The organism is Carboxydocella sporoproducens DSM 16521, assembly GCF_900167165.1.
Lineage (GTDB): Bacteria > Bacillota.
In genome coordinates this window covers 58125-76062 of record NZ_FUXM01000004.1, presented here as the reverse complement: position 1 = coordinate 76062, position 17938 = coordinate 58125, and the positions used below count along the sequence as shown (strand labels likewise).

Here is a 17938-nt window from a genome sequence, read left to right as displayed (position 1 = left end):
GGAGAATAATGGTACAAGCTCAAGGTTTGCAGTCCCGCCAATGGCGCCTTTCTTACAAAACATCTTCTACCATAATCGATGGTCGACCGGTAGATATGCTGCATGACTTTTATATTCCTGCCCTGAGTTTGGCAGTGAAATATGATCGTGTCGCCGGTTATTTTCGCTCATCTTCTCTGGCGGCTGCTTCGCAGGGGTTTTCTGCCTTTATCGGGCGCGGTGGTAAAATGCGGCTAATCGTTGGTGCGGATCTGGAGCCTGAGGATGTTAAGGCAATATTAAAAGGTGATTCATTACGGCTGGCCGCAAACTTGAATAAACAGCTGGACCATTCTGAAATATGGTCAGAGGAAGTAAAAAACGGGGTTAATTTATTAGCCTGGATGGTGGCTCGTGGCTATCTGGAAGTAAAAGTGGCTTTCCGGTTACATCGCGTAACCGGAGAGCCTCTTACTATTGATTCTGTTGCTGATGGCTACGTCCACGAGAAATGGTTTATTCTTACCGATGAGTTTGGAAACCGGCTTTATGGTTCAGGAACATTAAATGAATCAAGGACTGCCTATGTGTATAATGCAGAAAATCTTGATATTCATTGTGACTGGTGGGGGGACATAGAACGACAAAGGGTTGAGGAAGCTGAAGAACAATTTGAGCAAATCTGGACCGGGAAAATGGCTCATTTGCCTGTGTTTACTTTGCCGGAGGCAGTAAAGCTGCGCTTGATAAAATTTGCCGAAAATCTTGATTTTCCAGTAGAGGTGGATGGGACCAGAGCCTATACACCCCCGGTTAAACCTCCATCTGCCCTGGAAAGGTTAAAATTTGCCCTGATCAAGGATGGACCTCGTTTGCCTGGAGGCAAATATGTTGGTTTGGAGACAGCGCCGGTTGAGCCCTGGCCGCATCAAAAGATGGTTGTCCGCAAATTGATTGACACCTGGCCCTATTCTTATTTGCTCTGTGACGAAGTGGGTTTAGGAAAAACTATTGAAGCTGGCTTGGCCATTCGGTCTCTTTATTTATCTGGATTGGTTAAACGCATACTAATAGCAGCACCTGCCAGTTTGACTATTCAGTGGCAGAGACAAATGGCAGAAAAGATGCTTTTACCTTTTGCCCTTGTAAAAACGAGTCCTGAAATCTGTCATGAGTATATTTTCCCAAGAAAAGAAAATAGACAGGCCAGTAACTTATTTGACAAGAATTTAATGATTGCGTCAACCGGGATATTAGTACGGCAGGAACGAAAAAATGAATTGCATAAGGCATTGGATTTTGATATTGTCCTTCTGGATGAAGCGCATTATGCCAGGAGACAAAATCCTGCAGCAGGTTTAACAGCCTACCCGGAGTTTGGCCAGTTGTATGAACTGGTAAGAGATATTTTGCGCAGAAAAGCGAGAAGCCTGTGGTTAGCTACAGCTACACCAATGCAAATTCATCCTGTTGAGGTGTGTGATCTGCTTGCCTTAACTAACAGGGCAGGAGCATTTCAGTTTGATCCTACCTTGACTTTACAATATTATGAGGTACTTGCCAAAATTTTATACGATCAATCTGTATCTCAAGAAGAATGGGACTTTTTGCATCAGGTAGTTAATGCAGTTAAATCTGAAGATCCGATGGTATGGGATTATGTACAGGAATGTGTAGTAGATCATAGAAACAGTGCATTTCGTAACTGGATAAATTATGGGAGAATTCCTCGTAACCGGGAAAAGGAACATATTCTGAAAGTGTTATTCGCGATTTCTCCTTTGGGCAGAGTAATGTTAAGACATAATCGGCAATTGCTAGAAATATATCGGGAAAAGGGACAGTTACAACAAAATTTGGCTAAAAGGCATGTGCAGACAATACCAGTGGAGTTTACTCCTTTGGAACGAGAAATCTATGATGACCTTGAGAAATATTGTAAGGAATTATCGCGCCAGATTAATACCAGCGGAAGCCAGCCCCTTAAACAAATGCTCACCTATATGCTCAGTTTTCTTAGACTACGATTTGCATCCAGTCTATTTGCTTTGCGGGAAACCCTGAAGCGTCGTCTAGATAAAGTTGAAGCCACATTAAAATTTCAAGCTTCTTTTACAAATGAGTCAGAAAGCTCGGAAATGAGGTGGAAAGAAGTTATTGAAGAAACTGAGTATGAAGAAGATGAGATTGCAGTTGAATCTTTATTAAAGCATCGGAATAAAGATGATTTGGAATGGGAGAAAGAACGGCTTACGGAAATGTTGAACAAAATGCAGGATATATCCTGGCCATCCTCTAAGATGCAGAAATTATTATCCATTCTTGACCAAAGGCGGAATCAACAAAGCAAACGTTTACGGCAAACTGTTATTTTTACCCGTTTTTATGATACTCTAAAAGATATTGTTTTCCGCCTGCAACAGGCTGATCCCAATATTCTTGTTGGTACCTATTCGGGACAGGGGGCAGAATATTTTGATCCCAAAACGAGTCGGATGGTTATGGTTGACCGAGAGGTAGTCAAAGAGCGATTTTTAAGAGGTGAAATAGATATTCTTGTCTGTACTGATGCTGCGGCCGAAGGTTTGAACTTACAAACTGCAGACATGCTTATCAATTTCGATTTAGGCTGGAACCCTATGAAGATTGAACAGCGGATTGGTCGTATTGACCGGATTGGACAAAAATATGAGAACATATATGTTATTAACTTATGCTATCTAGGAAGTGCAGAAGAAATTGTTTATGGGCGTTTGCTAAACCGATTAGCACAGGCTAATCATATTGTCGGAACTCAGCAAATTTCCCTCTTACCTATCGAACCAGAGGAGTTTAGACAATTGACCGAAGGGGAATTGACAGAAGAAGAGTTGGAACAAAGAGCTAAAGAGAGAATTATGTATCAAAAACAACAAAACGAAAAAATGGAGATAAAGGCCGAAGATCTATACAATATATACCTGAAAATGGAAGAAAAGTATCATAAGCAAAAGGCGCCTGTTGATCTATCGGCTATTTGGGAGGGATTAGCAGAATCAGAATACATGCAGAACCTGGGCTGCAAGGTAGAGTGGCAGGCTGATGAGCTTATTTTGAAATTGGATGGTATTGCCAACATACCCTCCAATACCAGGTTGACTGTTTCACGCAGCTTATATGAACAGGGCGCCAGGGTCAGAAATTTGCATTTTGCATCCTACGGTGATCCTGTTTTCGATACTTTGCTTGATCATCTATCAAGTTTTGATATGCCTAAAAGTGTAAAAAGAATTTCAGTAGCTCTGGAAGAAAACGAAAGCTATGAGGTTGTAGGTTATGGAGTTGTTTGTAGAGGTCCAAATGGCACACGGGAGATTCGTCTGATTACGGGCTGGTCAGATTTAACTGGTTTGAATTTAGTTGAAGATGATGAGATTACTGATGATGAAGTTGAATTACTGAGAAAAGAATTAAAGGTATTGTTTGAGCAAGAACTGGTAGATATCAATCGTGCCAGGGTCATTGAAAAAATTAATCTTGATAAGGCTAAGGCTCAATATATTTTAAGCCTGCTTATAGCCTATGAAATGATAGAAGACAAAGCCAAAAGTATGCGTGAAGGAGCTACCTTAAATGAAGTCTGTCAGGAGATTGAAAAGCTTTTCAATGATAGAAACAAAATAAGATATGTTCTGGAAAACGCACCATATCTTGAAAGATACAAAAACAATTTATTATTTACCTGTAATAGAATAATCGGCCAACGGTGGGAAATTGTCGTTGATACCATTTTGGCCCAAAGTGCCCTTAATAGTGCTCGTAGAATAGCTGCCAGATTAAAACAAAGCAGTAGCAGGATACAGGCTGAGCAGGTTTTGAATTCAATAAAAAAAGAAATATTGAGTTATCTTGATTAAGCAATTACTATGACGAAAAAATGTCTATCCGGTTATCCGGGTAGGCATTTTTTTCAAAATCAAATTATGGTATTTTATTCGAAAATATGTTTAGAGAAGGCATTTGGTGGGATAATTTTTCATAGTAAGTAATAAATCTCAAAACAAGACTGAAAATATTGACAGGAAAAACTATTTTATGGTAAGGTGGTAATACGGAAATGATTAGAGGTGAACTGGTTATGAGGAAAATAAATTTATTAAGGAGTCATCAATTTTATATTTCCGATATTAATATGAATAATATTTTTTTTATTCTGGAAGAAAGACTTTCTAATTTTTTTAAAGTTTTACAACAAAAAATTAAAGAAATTAAGGAAAATAGTGGCAATATAGAAAACGGGGATGAATATTTAGAAGATGTTGATGATATTGAAAAAAAAATGATGGTAATTTGCAATAGGATAAAAGAAACTTTAAAAACTAAAGATATCAATAATGTTCAATATGAACGTCTATGTAAGATTATTGAACATCATATTTTAACATCGAAAAACTTATTTCAGAGTGAAAAGACACAAGCAAATTATAATATTTTGTTAAACTATTTATCTGAAGTACCCTGTTATTTAGAAATTGATATGGATCTTTATAGTATACCAGGTTTAAAAACACGAAAAGTGAAAATAAATAACAATAATAAAATGGTACTTGTTAAAAAATATAATTTGCACTATTATTTGCACTACAGATCAGCTTAATTAATATAAGCTGATTTTTTTGTGGGAAAATAAGCGAAATCTTATTGAGGAGGAATATCTTATGGATGAAAAATTATATAATACGTTTATTTCGTTGATAAATTTAAACTCAATTGAGCTAGATTTATTACACGTAATAAAAAATGAAAATTTTAATAAGCAAGAACAATTATTAAATATAGGAATAAAATTCGAAATACTAGAAATAAATCATAATGGCTACGAACTTAATGTGCCTTTTAATATGACTGTTATTGCATATTCCGGGAATAACGAGGGAGAGGGTATAGATGAAAACATTAAAGATGAAGATAAGTGTTTTACAATATCTCTGCAATTCACATTAAGTTATAATTTTTTGGTCAATGATGAAAACAAAAAATTAATAAATGAATTTACAGAAGAAGTCTTTTCTGAATTTGCAAATAGAAATGTGATTATTAATGCCTGGCCCTACGCAAGGGAATTAGTGAGTAATTTAACTACCAGAATGGGTTTTGCGCCTTTGTTTATACCTCCGTACAAAAATTTACCTGTATTCTAAGGTGATTAAAATGTCTCTTTCTTTTATTAAATATAAAAAACCCAGTTCAAATCCAGTAATTCAGCAAATAACTGAAGAAATAAAAAATAATTTAATTCTTTTAAGATATATTTCAAGGATTTTTGCCATATATTCGATAAATGATAACGCTAATCTTGAAGAAATAGATAGATACATTAGTGACACGATAAATAACCCGGCACTAACTTTATGTTCGGAGAAAAAGAATAAAATCATTGATCTAATTAAAAATATATACAGAAGTTTAAACTTTGAGAAAATACGATCTGAAATTCTGGAAAATATTGTTTATGAACTAGGTCCATTTAAAATCAATCATGCTATAAATGCTTTTTTAGAGCCTCGAATTATGGATGGTGAAGTAATTATTGGAAACAGCGATCACCGCTGTGATGTTGTTTTTTATAATAATGATACTTCTCCTTTAGAAATACTCGAATGTAAGACCAATATAAATAACTCAATCCCTTCTAATATGCCTTTTGAAAGAATCAAAGATAAAATAAAAAATCAAATCCTATATATGGTGAATGTATATAACTATTTAAAAGAGCACTACTGTGAACCGGCAATTTTCATAGCATGTTATAATGTAGACTATAAAAAAGCCCAGAAAAACCTAAATGAAAATTGGGGATATGCATTTCTTAAATGCATTGGACCAGAAGATATTATAAGAATTTCTCTATATAAGAAAACATATAAAAAAGAGGAGGTCTTGAATTATGTTGACTAGACCTCCTCTTACTTTATTCCCTTCTTCCTTCCTATCTCCCCCGAAACTCAGGCTTCCTTTTATCAAAAAACGCCCTTACCCCCTCTACATAATCCTCGCTCAGACAGGACTGCATGATAGTCTGCCGTTCCAGTTCCAGGATGCGGGCCAGTTCCGGCAACAGCCCCTCATTGAGCAGGGCCTTGCTGCGGGCAAAGGCCAGAGTGGGTCCGGCGGCCAGCTGCTCGGCCAGCTGCAGAGCTGCCGCCGGCAATTCCTCATCAGCTACCACCCGGTGCACCAGCCCCAGAGCCAGGGCCTGTTCCGCGCTGACCACCGGGTCCAGTAACAGCAGTTCACTGACCCGGCCCAGGCCCAGCACGGCTCCGGCCAGGTAGGTGAAGGCTCCATCAGGAGTGAGGCCGGCGCTGGTATAGGCCTGCTTGAAGCGGGCAGATGCGGCAGCCAGGCGCAGGTCACAGGCCAGAGCCAGGGTGAAGCCGGCACCGCCTACGGCGCCATTGATGGCAGCGATGACCGGCTTGGGCAGCAGGCGCAGGTCCATAATGAAGCGGTTCAGGCTCTTGGTCACATCCCGGAAGAAAATACTCTGCTGGGGAGTGCCGATGGCACTGCTGGCCTTTTTTAAGTCTCCGCCCACGCTGAAGGCTTTGCCGGCACCGGTGATCACCACCGCCCGGATGGCGTCATTTTCCCGGCAGTGCTCGATGGCCTGGATCAGCTCCTCGCCCAGCTGGCCATCCAGAGCGTTGAATTCCTGGGGCCGGTTGAGGGTGATGAAAGCTACTGCCCCTTTTTGTTCCAGTTTCACTTTCTCCCAGTTCATTTCTCTCTTACCTCCCATTTTTTTCATTTCTACCTTAGACCGTCTGGCTGTAAATTGTCAACCAGTGGTGGTCAGATCAAACAATTCCCTTAGCTCTGCTTCTGTCAATTTGGAGAGGAAAGTTTCACCGGGCTGGATGACGGAAGCGATCAGTTCCTTTTTGCGTTGTTGTAGAGCAAAAACCTTTTCTTCAATAGTGCCCTGGCTGATCAGCTTAATCACCTGAACGGCCTTGTTTTGACCGATACGGTAGGCCCGGTCCGTGGCCTGTTCCTCGACAGCGGGATTCCACCAGGGGTCATAGTGAATAACCATATCGGCACCGGTAAGATTGAGACCGGTACCCCCGGCTTTCAGGGAAATCAGGAAGACTTTGCCCTGGCCCTGGTTAAAGGAGTGGGCCATGCTCAGGCGTTCTTCTGGCTTGACAGAACCATGAAGATAAAAATGCTCGATACCTTCTCCTAACAGGTACTGGTGCAATATGTCCAGCATCGAGGTAAACTGGGAAAAAACCAGCACCCGATGGCCGCTGGCCAGAGCATCAGTCAGGACTTCCTGGAAGAGCTGGAATTTGCCGCTGTCCCCCCGATAGTTGTTCAGGAAGAGGGCGGGATGGCAGCAAATCTGCCTGAGCCGGGTGAGGGCGGCCAGGATTTTCATTCGGCTTTTCTCAAAACCGGCGGCAGCCAGCTCCTGCGCGATTTCACCCCGGGCCTTTTTCAAATAGGCCAGATAGACTTTTTGTTGCTCGGCGGTGAGAGGAGCCTTGATTTCCGTCTCGATTTTTGCCGGCAGCTCCTTCAACACATCCTTTTTCACCCGGCGCAGGATGAAGGGTTTGACCAGACGGCTGAGTTCGGCCAGAACTTCGGGATTGCCCCGGGCAATGGGCAATTCATATTTGCGGCGAAATTCCTGATAATGGGGGAAATAGCCCGGGAGAATGAAATTGAAAATGGACCAGAGCTCGGCCAGGGAGTTTTCTATGGGTGTACCGGTTAAGGCAAAATAGCTTCTGGCATTGATTTGCAGGACCGATTTGGCATTAACGGTCTGAGCATTTTTGATGTGCTGGGCCTCGTCCAGAAAACAGTAAACAAATTGCTGCCGGGCATAAAGTTCAATATCCCGCCGGATCAAGCCATAGGAAGTGATGACAAGATCCCACTGGTTCAGGTTTTCCAGCAGGGCCTGCCGGTCTTTTGGGGACCCCGAGACCACCAGAACTTTCAGTTCAGGGGCGAACTTGCGAGCTTCGGCTTCCCAGTTATAGACCAGGGAGGTAGGAGCGATGACCAGGGATGGTCCTGGAGAAGTGTCCTGTTCTGAAAGCAAGAAAGCCAGGACCTGCAGGGTTTTCCCCAGCCCCATGTCATCGGCCAGGATGCCGCCCAGGCCGTGGGCGGCCAGGGTTTTCAGCCAGCGGAAACCGGTTTTCTGGTAGTCTCGCATCACCTTTTGCAAAGAAGCAGGCACTTCATAATCATTGTCCTGGGGCTCCAGGATGGACTGCACCAGCTGTTTAAAAGCCCGGTCGCGGCGAAGATTGGGCAGATTGTGCTGGCGCAGAAAACTGTCCAGATACATGGCCCGGTATTTGGGCAGCTGGATGGTGGCTTCCTGCAGGGCGCTGGCATCGAGATTCAGGTTTTCCAGCAGCCGGGCCAGTTGCTGGAGTTCCTGTTGCTGCAGGAGCAGGAAAGAGCCATCCTTGAGCCGGTGGTATTTTTTCTTTTCCTGCAGGGAAGCCAGGATCTCCCGCAATTCCTCTTCGGGCAGGTCGGGGAAAGTAAAACTGACTTCCAGCAGATTATCTTCCTCATTCAAACGCACCCGCCCGGAAAAATCCAGGGTCGGGCGTACCCGCAGTTTTTTAAATTCCTCGGAATAGAAGATTTCAGCCAGTTCCTGCAGCCGGGGCAGATAAGCAGTAATAAACTCCAGTACCTTTTCTTCCTCATCCAGGTAAATTTGACCCTGGTTGACGGTGAAATCGGCCAGTTCCAGCAGGGAGAGAATGGCATTTTCCTTTTCCTGGTTCCGCACCAGCAAAATATCTCTGGCCGGAATCTGGTTGCTGAAGGGATTGATAGTAATAGTACCATATTCAAACTCTACCCGGGCGCTGATTCCCTGTTCCCCGTAGCGGTCGAAATAGATGCGGGCTGCCAGGGGCTGGCGGATAAAACGGCTGGCCAGTTCTGGTGCGATCTCCAGCTTGCTTATTTTTTCCAGAGCGGGCAGGAGCTCGGTAGCGAACCGGTCTTTGTGTTCTGAAGCAAAAATCAATCGCTTTTCCTGATTTAACACCTGAGCTAGAGGTAAAAAGTATCTTCTTTGCTGATCGTCTTCGACCTGCCAGATTTCCTCCTGATAGAAGAAAAAGCTGCCATCCCGGGTCAGGGGGCGGGGGGGAAGGTCGTTTTCCACCAGGGATAATACCAGTTCGTCATTTGCGGCAGCTAAATTAAAGCCAAGGGATAAACCCTGTTTAATCCGGGTTAGTTTGCTGTGATTGCCAGGTAAACATAAAACAAAAGATTTTTCCTTCAAACTGTGTAGCAGCTGGGCCAGATGGTAATCGCTCAGGGGCAAGGGACGTTGTTTGAAATGGGAAGTGGTCTCATATCGGTCAACAGCGGCATATTGTTCGTACATTTCCTGCAAAAAGTCAATTACCGGCTGGTCACAGGCGGCAAAGGATTGTTTGGTCGGTTCAAATGTAAATTTCTGGCCAAATTCCAGCGGTTGTCCTGTTTGAAGAGAACTGACAAACTGATTCAGGTCCCTTATGACATAGAGGCGGGACAGACCGATTTTCAGGCCCAGGTAAGCAAAAATAACATGATCCATTGGTTGCAGGGTCAATTCAACTTCCAGATTTAGTTCCTGCTTAATGGGAGAAGTAGGGGTAACGGCTAAATGACTGAGCAGTTTAGCCCCCAGCTGACGGGCTCTCCGGTTTTGCATAGCCTGAGGGTCAAAGGCATAACCGGTTTGTAATGCCTTCAGTACCGCAACTACATGTTTGCAGATTCCTGGCAACTGGTCATGGGCGGGACAGGTGCAGTAATAATGCCAGGTACCTGAAGGGTAAAAGCGGAGACGAATATTGTAAAGATTGCGATTGCTGACTATGGCCCGAAATTCGTCCCTGTCATGGTCATATTCAATGTGCTTAACCAGACCGTCCGCAAAATATTCCAGGCCCCGTTCGTAGACTTTGGGGCTGGAGGCGGCTTGTTTGATTTGTTTTTCACTGATTTCTGGCACATTCATGGGTATTTTATCCTTCCTTAAATATTTTATATTTAAACCTTAGACTTTTTTATTCCGCCTGTCAACAGGCAGCAGGAATTTTCCACCTTCTGGCGAAAACAGAAAAATGAAATCAAGACAAAAAATGGGGGAGTAAAGATGGGGGAATTGCGCAATCTGTCTGCCTGTATTGAGGAGGTCAGGGAGGCGGCTCTCAAATATGAACCTGGCCCACCTGATCCCGCGGACTACCAGGAGCTGCGACAGCGGCTGGCTGCCTGTCGCGGCAAATTGCCGCCTCTGTACCGGCAGGCAGTATTTGATCCTTTTGACCGGGCCTTAGTGGAGCTGGGGCCAGGAGGTAAGAAACAGCTTCTTTTCTTTTAGCAATTATCCAAAATAGGTATTGACAACCAACATCACCTGATACACCAATATGGTGATGTTTTATGAAACTTTACACAGTGAGCGAATTCGCTGAAAAACTTGGGGTCAGCGTATCGACCTTGCGTGCATGGGACAAAGAAGGCAAATTGGTCGCCCTGAGCACGCCTACCAATAAAAGAAGATACACGGAAGAAATGTTATACCGGGCGCTGGGAATAAAGAACCGCCAGGAACCAAAGAAAATTGTTTTATACGCCCGGGTATCGTCCTCCGGGCAAAAGCCTGATCTGGAAAACCAGTTGAATTATCTGAAGGAATTCGCCGCCGGCAAAGGGCTGGCTGTGGACGAAATACTTTCCGATGTCGGCTCTGCCCTCAATTATAAGCGCAAGAATTTTTTGAAGTTGTGCGGGATGGTCACCCGGGGAGAAGTCAAAACGGTCATCATCGCCCATAAAGACCGGCTGGTTCGGTTTGGATTCGACTTCTTCGAGGAATTGTTCGCCAAATTCGGCTGCGAAATCCTCGTGGCCAACAAATCCGAAGACATGTCCCCAGCCCAAGAGTTGGCCGAAGACCTGATCAGCATCGTCCAGCATTTCGCGGCACGGCTGTACGGCCAGAGGACCTATAAAGCTCGCAAGTTGACCAAAACGGTGAGGGAGGTGTTAGCCAGTGCAGCAGACGGTCAAGCAGAAAAGTCTGCCGCTGAACAAAGATAAGTGGGCCAGGATAACTGAGACGGCAGAAGCATATGCCAGGCAGAAGAACTCCTTCCTGGTGGAGTACGGGCATGTGAAATACCTGCACTATCTGGGTAAAAAGCGGAAGCTGCGGGACGAGCTGGTTGCAGCCGGTTTCACCAGCCCTTTCGGGCTACAGGCCCGCCAGTGGAAGCTGGTTTTGGACGACGCCCTGTTCACCCTGGAGAGGCAGTGGGAGGCCGCCATCGTCGGGGTCAAAGAGCGGCTTTACCGTCATGAAGGCCTGTCTGACGAAGAAAAGCACTACGCCTTCTGGCTTTTATATAGAGATGAAAAGCGCGGCCGGGATTGGAAGAGGCTCCAGGCGATTTTCACTCATGAAGACGTGGTTAATCAAAAAATAAGTTTGGACTCAGAGGGCCGTGCCAAGGTGAGAAATTATCTGAAGCGCGCCTTTCGCCGCATCTTAGGCACAAGGCCCCGCGTCAAAAAAGCCCGCAGTTTCGTGGTAGACCAGCAAATGTACCGTGTATTTAACAGGGGAAAGCGGCAGTATATTGCCGTAGCGACATTAACCCCCGGCGAAAGGGCGGTCATACCCTTGACTGGGATACACGCCATGCGAGGCAACCTGCGGGTAGTCCTCTTTCCGGACGAACAAGCGGTGGAAATCCATCTGAGCAGGGAACCGCATACTTACTCGCCTGGTGAGGGAGAGGCGGGCATCGACCTGGGCGTGACGGAAGTATTTACCGATGATACTGGCAGAAAATACCGGCCCGAATATGGTGAGGCTCTGCAAGAAATGTCCGACCATATTTTGGACAATAGCCGGAAACGCGGAAAACTCTGGGCCTTGCGCCGGAAATTATTGGAGCAGGACCCACCCAAAGCCCGGCGTATCTTAAAACACAACCTGGGCCTTATCAAGCAAACCAGGAGAAACAAAAGATATCGGGCTAGGTGCGAAAACGAAATCAACCGGGCGTTTAACGAACTCTACAAAAAACGCCGGCCGCAGATCATCGCTTATGAAGACCTCGCCCACCTGCGCGGCAAAGCCAAAAGCAAAGGCCTCTCCCGCAAGGTGAGCGGCTGGCAGCGAAACATCATCAAGGAGCGCCGGGAATACAAGAACTACGTCTACTCCGTCACCGACCCCGGACCGCAAAACGCGGCCTATTCCAGCCAGGAGTGCCCGCAGTGCGGTTGGGTTGACGCCAAGAATCGCAATGGAGACATTTTTAAATGCCGCCAATGCGGTTTTACTGCCGATGCTGACCAGGTAGCAGCTATGAACCTGAAAAAAAGGCTGCACGACGAAGAGATAACCCGTTACACCCCGTATAAAACAGTGAAAGAAATATTGCTCCAGCGTTATAATCAAAAGGCTAATTAACCTTTTAGTCTCCCGGGATGTTCCCGGGAAAGGGCAGGGATTGGCCCGGGTGGGAGAAAGCTCCGACGGAACGGGCGTTGGCTGACAGCGGCGCACGCGAAGCGGGCTTTGACGATGAGGTTTCCCCTCCGGGAAACTGAGCGCCGCCGGGTAGCTGGGGCTGAGATGTACGGCGAACGGCATTTCGGCCGGCCAAACCGTTCCTGCCCTTCAGGTGGGAGCCCGGTACTCAGGCAACTGTGCGCCGGGTGTCAACACCACCCCGCCGTTTGGAAGCGTTTTTGCAGCGTGACTGTTTCGGGCGGGACTCCAGAAGCCCGTGGTCCGCCTGCCCCGTCAGCCGGGCAGGTGGGGGTACCCGGCCTCTCGGAGAGCGTAAACTGCTTTTGCTGTCAACTTTATGATTATTTGATAGAAGTTGATAGTAAAATTGAAACAGGCATCTATGCTGCCCATGTGGTGGCACTAAAATATTTATGCCACTCCTTTCCTCTTGCATTTATCCTTGCTTTCAGGGTATAATAAACAAGTCAAAGCAGTCAATAAAGTTTGGTCGTGCTAGATGGGGAGGTAGCGGTGCCCTGTAACCCACAATCCGCTATAGTGGGGTCGATGCCCGGCAGCGGGTCTGTTTCATGGGGTCCGGTCTCCGTAAGTGGTGTGGACGGTTGGGTCCTGCGCAACACAAGCTCTCGAACCGTGTCAGGTCCTGACGGAAGCAGCACTAAGGGATGTCTTGGGTGTGCCGCGGGAGTGCCTGGCCTGAGCTAACTGCGGGGATAACGCCTGGGAGGCAGGATTCAATGCCGGGTGCACGGCCATTAAATTTGCTCCAGCAGGTGGTTTTTTAACCGCCTTTTTTTTAAAGCCATGGGGGGATAGGTATGGCTTATCTGGCCTTATATCGGGAATGGCGGCCCAAAACCTTTGCGGAAACAGTAGGGCAGGAGCATGTCAGCCGGACTTTGCAAAATGCCCTGCGCACCGGCAGGATCGCCCATGCCTATCTGTTTTGTGGGCCGCGGGGAACCGGCAAAACTACCACAGCCAAATTGCTGGCCAAAGCATTGAACTGCCGCACGGGCCATGGTAGACCGGTGCCGGAACCCTGTAATGAATGCGAAAACTGTCAGCGTATCAACCAGGGCAACAGCATGGATGTCCTGGAAATCGATGCTGCTTCCAATCGCGGTATCGATGAAATTCGGGAACTGAGGGAAAAGGTCAAATTTGCCCCTACCGAGGGTTATTATAAAGTCTACATAATCGATGAAGTACACATGCTGACCAATGAAGCCTTCAATGCCCTGCTCAAGACCTTAGAAGAACCCCCGGGCCAGGTGGTTTTCATTCTGGCGACTACGGAACCCCATAAAATCCCTCTCACCATCCTTTCCCGTTGCCAGCGCTTTGATTTTAAACGCATACCATTAGAGGATATTATGGCGCGCTTGCAGGAGGTGGCGGCAGGAGAAGGAATTAAGGTAACAGAAGAAGCCCTGCTCCTCATCGCCCGGGCAGCGGAAGGGGGTATGCGGGACGCCCTCAGCTTGCTGGACCAGGCGCGGGCCATGGCGGGAGAACAGGTGGAAGGCGACCATATTCGCGCCATCCTGGGGGCGGTCAGCGGGGAAAAAATCGCCCGGCTGCTGGACCAGCTGATCCGCCGCGATCTGGCAGGAGCTTTGCAGCTGGTAGGGGAACTGGTGGAACAGGGCAAGGATTTGCGCCAGTTTGTGCGCGATTTACTGGAATATTTGCGGGATTTGCTGGTTATCCGGGTAGCCAGGGATGTGGATCAGGTTCTACGCACTTCCCCCCAGTACTGGGAACGCTTGAAGGCCCAGGCCGAAGCTCTGTCACCGGCCCGGGTACAGCAAATGATTAATATTTTAACAGAAACCGAACAGGGCATGCGCTGGAGTCAGCAGCCCCGCCTGTTGCTGGAGCTGGCTTTGATCAAGGGGCTAAGTCAGGAAGGGTCTGAGGTAGAGAACAATCTGCAACAGCAGGTAGCTCAGCTGCAGGCTGAACTGGAACGACTGAAGGCAGCAGGACCGGTAACGGCTGGACCGGCCCCTCGGACAACACCGGTCGCCAGGCCGGTTACACGGGGCAAAAAAGTGGAACTGGCAGCCAGTGACCCTGTATTAATGAAACAGGTTCAGGAGGAATGGCCCCGGGTGCTGGAACTGTTGCGCAAGCGTATGCAGGTGCGTGCCTTCGTGGTGGAAGGGGAGCCACTGCACTGTGATGGCCAGACCTTGAGTCTGGTGTTCCCTGACGGAAAAAGCTTTCATCGCGATCGGCTGCTGCAGGGTACGAATCTGGAGATACTGGAAGCCGCGGTGCAGAAAGTGCTGGGCCGGCCCCTCAGGGTGCAGGCTTTGCTGACCAGTGAGATTGCCGGTTCGTCCAACGCAGCTGTTGAAGAGGAGAATAAACCGGATCTGGCTCCTGAGGAGCTGGTCAAAACTGTCCAGGAAACCTTTGGGGCGGCGGTACCGGTGGAAATAAAGGATTAGGAGGCAGGAAAATGTTTGGTGGCAATATGAATCAAATGATGAAACAAGTGCAGAAAATGCAAAAGGAAATGGCCAAACTGCAGGAGGAAATCGCTCTGAAAACAGTGGAAGCTACTGCCGGCGGCGGTGCCGTGCGAGTAGTGGCCAATGGTAAGCAGGAGCTGCTGAGCCTGGAAATCAAGCCGGAAGCAGTGGATCCGGAAGATGTAGAAATGCTGCAGGATATGATTCTGGCAGCTGTCAATGAAGCCCTGCGCAAATCCCAGGAAATGGTGGCAGCGGAAATGGCCAAAATCACGGGAGGGTTGAAAATTCCCGGTCTTTTCTAATCTGATAGACAGAGGATGATTGGCATGTATAGTTATTCTGAGCCTATCGCCCGTTTGATTAATCGCTTTTCCCGCTTGCCGGGCATCGGGCCCAAAACTGCCCAGCGCCTGGCTTTTTATCTGTTAAATGCCCCTGCCGAAGTGAGCCGGGAGCTGGCGGAGGCTATCCTGGAGGCCCGCGAGCAAATCCGCTTCTGTCAGCGCTGCTGCAACCTCACTACGGCCGATCTCTGTGAAATCTGTCGGGATGACAGCCGACAGGGGGATTTGCTCTGCGTAGTGGAGGAGCCCCGGGATGTGGCAGCTTTTGAGCGTTTGCGGGATTACCGGGGTTATTATCACGTTCTGCATGGAGCCATCAAGCCCATGGAGGACATTGGCCCGGAACAGCTGAAAATCAAGGAGCTGTTGCAGCGCCTGCAGACAGAGCCCATCACAGAGGTAATTCTGGCCACCAACCCCACCATCGAGGGGGAGACTACCGCCATGTATCTGGCCAAATTGCTTAAACCCCTGGGGGTCAAAGTAACCCGTTTGGCCCATGGTTTGCCGGCGGGGAGTGTACTGGAATATGCCGATGAAATGACCCTGGCCAGTGCCCTGGCGGGGCGGCGGGAAATTTAGGCAGTAATATCGGGACAGCCTGCCGCATATGCTGAAGGTAACGGGGGGTGACAAGCATGGTCCTCAGTTACCTGGTGGCAGCGGCGGTCCTGCTGTTGCTTTTATATGCGGTGGGGCTCTATCTGACCCGGCCCCTGAAAATTCTCTGGTGGCTGGTAACGCGGCTGGCCCTGGGGGCGGCAACTCTGCTGCTGGTCAACTGGCTTACCGGCTGGCTGGGTTTCAGCTATCCCTTTAACTGGGCCAGTACGGCCCTGGTGGGATTTCTGGGCATACCGGGATTTGTGTTACTGACAGCTTTAAAAATTGCCATGTAAGCCCGATGGGAAAATTCCTGTCGGGTTTTTTCTTTTTTCTCTTGACGCAGAAGGGGATTATCAGTAAAATGATACTAACCAAAAATATAAGAAAACATATCGAAATACTCGGATATAAGGGGTGAGGGAGATGCTGGAAATCTGCCAGGTCACTAAATATTTTCAGCACCAGGTGCTGGCTCCGGTGGATTTGCAAGTGGAACAGGGGGAATTCATAGCTTTTCTGGGGCCCTCGGGTTGTGGTAAATCCACTTTGCTGAATATTATCGCTGGACTGGAACAGCCGACCTCGGGGGAAGTGCGTCTGGACGGGCAGGTATTGACTGCTCCTGGACCGGAAAGGGGCATGGTCTTTCAGGAGCCCGGCCTGTTTCCCTGGTTAAATGTCCTGGAAAATGTGGCCTTTCCCCTGCGGCGGCAGGGGCTGACCGAGGCGGTGGCGCGAGAACGGGCCCTGGAGCTGTTGAAACTGGTCCATCTGAGCCGCTATGCCCACTCCTGGCCCCATGAATTATCAGGCGGAATGAAACAGCGGGTGGCCATCGCCCGGGCTCTGGCTCTCAATCCGCGGATTCTCTTGATGGATGAACCTTTTGCTGCTCTGGATGAACAAACCCGCATGGCCATGCATGTGGAACTGCAGGATATCTGGCAGCAAACGGGCAAGACAATCATCTTTGTTACCCATAATATCCGGGAAGCGGTGCGTCTGGCCGATCGTATTCTGGTTTTTGCCACCCGGCCGGGACGGATTAAAGCCGAGTTCAAAGTCCAGGCTCCTCATCCGCGGCTGGAAGGGGATGGACTGTTGTTGCAGCTGGAAAACCAGATCCTGCGTGAACTGCGGGAAGAAATGGAAAAAGTGTTGAAGGAGGAACTGGGGGATGACTACCATCTTAAGAAGAGTGGTTTTCCTTGGCATCCTGATCGGGATCTGGGCAGTTATATATAATCTGAAAGTGTGGCCAGATTTTCTTTTTCCTTCGCCAGGACAGGTGGTAAAAGCTCTTTGGACTGGCTTTGCTGATGGCACATTAGTTAAAGCAGTTGGCGTTAGCTTGCTGCGATTGATAGTTGGATATTTTCTGGCAGTGATTATAGGGCTGGCTCTTGGTTTATTAATTTGCAGTCATAAATGGTGGGAGGATACCCTGGGGGGGTTAATTGTCGCTTTACAGAGTGTTCCAAGTATTGTCTGGCTACCCCTGGCTTTGCTCTGGTTTAAAATGGGGGAAGGAGCCATTCTCTTTGTAGTTACTCTGGGCGGGGTCTGGACAATGACTATGGGTACGGTAGCTGGTATTAAAAACGTTCCTCCACTACTGGTTAGAGTAGGGAAAACCATGGGGTTAAAGGGATTACCTCTTTTCTGGCGGGTGAAATTGCCAGCCTCTGTTCCCCATTTAATTACAGCTATGCGGCTAGCCTGGGCCTTCTGCTGGCGGGCTCTGCTGGCCGGGGAGCTAATCGGCACCGGGACAGGATTGGGCCAGGTATTGATGTGGGCCAGAGACCTGGGGAACATGGCTCTGGTACTGGCAATTATGGTGATAATTGCCCTTTTGGGAATGTTAACGGATAGTCTCCTGTTCCGTCGTCTGGAACAACGAGTAATGATGCGCTGGGGGTTAAACCGAGCATAGTTTTCAG

The 17938-nt window shown here is 47.6% G+C and carries 15 protein-coding genes and 1 other RNA gene; 14 read left to right on the top strand and 2 right to left on the bottom strand.

The annotated features are described in order from the left end of the window. Positions 1–8 precede the first annotated feature (8 nt). The 4 genes from B5D20_RS02805 to B5D20_RS02790 all read left to right on the top strand — a co-directional run bounded on the left by B5D20_RS02805 (position 9) and on the right by B5D20_RS02790 (position 5916). Entirely contained in the window at positions 9–3875 is a 3867-nt protein-coding gene (locus tag B5D20_RS02805; RefSeq protein ID WP_078664713.1) for a helicase-related protein, read from the top strand. Between the two features lie 200 nt (positions 3876–4075). Further along, the gene (locus tag B5D20_RS02800) at positions 4076–4615 is read left to right on the top strand and encodes a hypothetical protein (RefSeq protein WP_078664712.1); all 540 of its coding nucleotides are present in this window, start codon (positions 4076–4078) and stop codon (positions 4613–4615) included. Between the two features lie 61 nt (positions 4616–4676). Continuing rightward, complete coding sequence (locus B5D20_RS02795) at positions 4677–5159, top strand: hypothetical protein (protein ID WP_078664711.1); 483 nt, start codon at positions 4677–4679, stop codon at positions 5157–5159. Between the two features lie 10 nt (positions 5160–5169). Next, a complete protein-coding gene (locus B5D20_RS02790; RefSeq protein WP_078664710.1) occupies positions 5170–5916 on the top strand; it encodes a hypothetical protein in 747 nt (248 codons plus the stop codon). 31 nt (positions 5917–5947) lie between these two features. Here the strand turns inward: B5D20_RS02790 and B5D20_RS02785 are convergent, their stop codons facing one another. Continuing rightward, positions 5948–6742, bottom strand: coding sequence for an enoyl-CoA hydratase/isomerase family protein (locus tag B5D20_RS02785; RefSeq protein WP_159071941.1), 795 nt, complete (start codon positions 6740–6742; stop codon positions 5948–5950). A 57-nt stretch (positions 6743–6799) separates the two neighbouring features. Continuing rightward, a complete protein-coding gene (locus B5D20_RS02780) occupies positions 6800–10024 on the bottom strand; it encodes a DEAD/DEAH box helicase (RefSeq protein WP_078664708.1) in 3225 nt (1074 codons plus the stop codon). Between the two features lie 138 nt (positions 10025–10162). On the opposite strand from B5D20_RS02780, the gene B5D20_RS02775 reads away from it, so the two are divergent. From B5D20_RS02775 to B5D20_RS02725, 10 genes are all read left to right on the top strand, one after another. Further along, positions 10163–10390, top strand: coding sequence for a hypothetical protein (locus tag B5D20_RS02775; RefSeq protein WP_078664707.1), 228 nt, complete (start codon positions 10163–10165; stop codon positions 10388–10390). A gap of 62 nt (positions 10391–10452) precedes the next feature. After that, on the top strand, positions 10453–11112 hold the full coding sequence (locus tag B5D20_RS02770; protein ID WP_078664706.1) for an IS607 family transposase: 660 nt from the start codon (positions 10453–10455) through the stop codon (positions 11110–11112). Then, positions 11066–12493, top strand: coding sequence for a zinc ribbon domain-containing protein (locus B5D20_RS02765; protein ID WP_078664705.1), 1428 nt, complete (start codon positions 11066–11068; stop codon positions 12491–12493). Before B5D20_RS02770 ends, B5D20_RS02765 begins: the two co-directional genes overlap by 47 nt. 553 nt (positions 12494–13046) lie before the next feature. Next, positions 13047–13311, top strand: an RNA gene (gene ffs / locus B5D20_RS02755) — signal recognition particle sRNA large type. Positions 13312–13377: 66 nt separating this feature from the next. Then, positions 13378–15018: a DNA polymerase III subunit gamma/tau gene (dnaX, locus tag B5D20_RS02750; protein WP_078664703.1), complete on the top strand. Its 1641-nt coding sequence runs from the start codon at positions 13378–13380 to the stop codon at positions 15016–15018. Positions 15019–15029: 11 nt separating this feature from the next. Next, positions 15030–15347 carry a YbaB/EbfC family nucleoid-associated protein gene (locus B5D20_RS02745; RefSeq protein ID WP_078664702.1) on the top strand — a complete coding sequence of 106 codons (318 nt, stop codon included), beginning with the start codon at positions 15030–15032 and terminating at the stop codon, positions 15345–15347. A 24-nt stretch (positions 15348–15371) separates the two neighbouring features. Beyond that, positions 15372–15971 (top strand): recombination mediator RecR, encoded by a 600-nt coding sequence (gene recR / locus B5D20_RS02740; protein WP_078664701.1) that lies wholly within the window; start codon positions 15372–15374, stop codon positions 15969–15971. 56 nt (positions 15972–16027) lie between these two features. After that, on the top strand, positions 16028–16288 hold the full coding sequence (locus B5D20_RS02735; protein ID WP_078664700.1) for a pro-sigmaK processing inhibitor BofA family protein: 261 nt from the start codon (positions 16028–16030) through the stop codon (positions 16286–16288). Between the two features lie 130 nt (positions 16289–16418). After that, positions 16419–17240, top strand: coding sequence for an ABC transporter ATP-binding protein (locus B5D20_RS02730; RefSeq protein WP_078664699.1), 822 nt, complete (start codon positions 16419–16421; stop codon positions 17238–17240). Beyond that, positions 17173–17931: an ABC transporter permease gene (locus B5D20_RS02725; protein ID WP_078664698.1), complete on the top strand. Its 759-nt coding sequence runs from the start codon at positions 17173–17175 to the stop codon at positions 17929–17931. Before B5D20_RS02730 ends, B5D20_RS02725 begins: the two co-directional genes overlap by 68 nt. The last annotated feature ends 7 nt before the right edge of the window (positions 17932–17938 follow it).

Coding starts and splice junctions, on each gene's coding strand:
- B5D20_RS02770 (WP_078664706.1), top strand. CDS start 10,453: ATGAAACTTTACACAGTGAGCGAATTCGCTGAAAAACTTGGGGTCAGC.
- B5D20_RS02735 (WP_078664700.1), top strand. CDS start 16,028: ATGGTCCTCAGTTACCTGGTGGCAGCGGCGGTCCTGCTGTTGCTTTTA.
- B5D20_RS02795 (WP_078664711.1), top strand. CDS start 4,677: ATGGATGAAAAATTATATAATACGTTTATTTCGTTGATAAATTTAAAC.
- B5D20_RS02785 (WP_159071941.1), bottom strand. CDS start 6,742: ATGAACTGGGAGAAAGTGAAACTGGAACAAAAAGGGGCAGTAGCTTTC.
- B5D20_RS02775 (WP_078664707.1), top strand. CDS start 10,163: ATGGGGGAATTGCGCAATCTGTCTGCCTGTATTGAGGAGGTCAGGGAG.
- B5D20_RS02730 (WP_078664699.1), top strand. CDS start 16,419: ATGCTGGAAATCTGCCAGGTCACTAAATATTTTCAGCACCAGGTGCTG.
- B5D20_RS02725 (WP_078664698.1), top strand. CDS start 17,173: ATGACTACCATCTTAAGAAGAGTGGTTTTCCTTGGCATCCTGATCGGG.
- dnaX (WP_078664703.1), top strand. CDS start 13,378: ATGGCTTATCTGGCCTTATATCGGGAATGGCGGCCCAAAACCTTTGCG.
- B5D20_RS02800 (WP_078664712.1), top strand. CDS start 4,076: ATGATTAGAGGTGAACTGGTTATGAGGAAAATAAATTTATTAAGGAGT.
- B5D20_RS02780 (WP_078664708.1), bottom strand. CDS start 10,024: ATGAATGTGCCAGAAATCAGTGAAAAACAAATCAAACAAGCCGCCTCC.
- B5D20_RS02745 (WP_078664702.1), top strand. CDS start 15,030: ATGTTTGGTGGCAATATGAATCAAATGATGAAACAAGTGCAGAAAATG.
- recR (WP_078664701.1), top strand. CDS start 15,372: ATGTATAGTTATTCTGAGCCTATCGCCCGTTTGATTAATCGCTTTTCC.
- B5D20_RS02790 (WP_078664710.1), top strand. CDS start 5,170: ATGTCTCTTTCTTTTATTAAATATAAAAAACCCAGTTCAAATCCAGTA.
- B5D20_RS02805 (WP_078664713.1), top strand. CDS start 9: ATGGTACAAGCTCAAGGTTTGCAGTCCCGCCAATGGCGCCTTTCTTAC.